Here is a 1,644-nt window from a genome sequence, read left to right as displayed (position 1 = left end):
CTTCCGGTGTGAGGCGCGGGTCGATTTCCGCCAGCAGTGCCGGGGAGGCTTCCCACAATTCGACGTCGTGTTTCTCGCAGGCCTTGACCAGCGCACCGGTGATTTCGTGAGCTTCCTTGAACGGCACGCCGCGCACCGCCAGCCAGTCGGCGACTTCGGTAGCGAGGGTGAAACCCAGCGGTGCCTGGCGACGCAGCTCTTCGACGTTGACTGTCATGGTCGCAACCATTCCGGCCATGGCCGGCAGCACCAGCAGCAGGGTGTCGACGCTGTCGAGCACGCCGTTCTTGTCTTCGCTCAAGTCGCGGTTGTAAGACAGCGGCAGGGATTTGAGGGTGGACAACAGGCCGGTCAGGTTGCCGATCAGGCGACCCGCCTTGCCCCGCGCCAGTTCGGCGATGTCCGGATTCTTTTTCTGCGGCATGATCGAGCTGCCAGTGGCGTAGGCATCGTCCAGCGCGACCCAGCGGAATTGCCGCGACGACCACAGGCAAAACTCTTCGGCGAGGCGCGAGATGTTGATGCCAAGCATGCTGGCGATGAACAGGAACTCGGCGACGTGATCGCGGCTGGCCACGGCGTCGATGGAGTTTTCGCAAACACCGCTGTAGCCCATTTCTTTTGCCGATTGCTCAGGTAAACGAGCGATAGCCGAGCCAGCCATGGCCGCCGCACCGAGTGGCGACAGCGAAGTGCGCGCGTCCCAGTCCACCAGGCGCTGCACGTCGCGCAGCATCGACTGGGCGTGGGCCAGCAGGTGATGAGCAAACACGATCGGTTGTGCCTGCTGCAGGTGGGTGAAGCCGGGGCAGATGCTCTCGATGTGTTGCTCGGCCTGGTCCACCAGCGCCTGCTGCAAGGCCAGCACTTCAACGGCCAGGGTGCGCACGTGGTCACGCAGGAACAGCCGCAGGTCGTTGGCGGTCTGGTCGTTACGCGAACGACCGGYGCGCAGCTTGCCGCCGAGGGCGCCAAGGCGCTCGGTCAGCAGGCGCTCGATGAAGGTGTGGACGTCTTCGTCGTCCAGGGTCGGGGCGATGCTGCCGGCGCGGAAGTCAGCGCCGATACGTTCCAGGGCGTCGAGCATGGTCTGGGTTTCTTGCTCGCTCAGCAGTCCGGCGCGCTGCAGTTCCCGGGCATGGGCCTTGGAGCCGGCGAGGTCGTACGGGGTGAGCCGGAAGTAACGCTCAGGGCAACGGGACAGGGCCGCCAAGGCTTCGGACGGGCCGCTTTTGAAGCGAGCACCCCAGAGACGGTCGGTGGTTTGTGACATTGTTGTTTTCCTCGTCGGTATCGCGAACTGAAATGGGTATGCCGGGCCGCAACGTCGCTAAAAAGTCAGCGAACGAAATCAGGCCAGAGCAGTTTTCAAGAGGGCAGTTGCATCGTTGCGAGAGCTGATCGAAGTGTCAGCTTTTAATGTTTTGAGATCAGTGGTTTGGCACTGATGTTCGGGATTTATTGGCGGTTGCCAAGCCTGGTTTTCTGTGTTCATTATTATTAGGCCAACGATGTTTTTGTTGTTGGGCACAGATTGTTGAATAGGGCGCCAGAGGTAAATAAGCATTATGGAAACCCCACTTTCCAATTCCGGAAACCCGCCGCCGAAAACGCTGCAACGGGCACCGCTGGCCCTCAGTGGGC

General features: G+C 61.5%; 2 protein-coding genes. Both read right to left on the bottom strand.

All coding sequences use genetic code 11. The features are described 5' to 3' along the window. Positions 1 to 1,273 (bottom strand): argininosuccinate lyase (gene argH, locus ACXRVY_RS27910; RefSeq protein WP_458238826.1); only part of this gene is annotated, 1,273 nt, incomplete at its 3' end. A gap of 78 nt (positions 1,274 to 1,351) precedes the next feature. Then, positions 1,352 to 1,644, bottom strand: a 293-nt coding sequence (locus tag ACXRVY_RS27905; RefSeq protein WP_458238825.1) for a hypothetical protein, incomplete at its 5' end; no start/stop codon positions are given.

It is taken from the genome of Pseudomonas sp. P5_A2_2, assembly GCF_054177685.1.
Note: the sequence above shows the minus strand (reverse complement) of the source record. Positions and strands in the feature narration are given on the sequence as shown.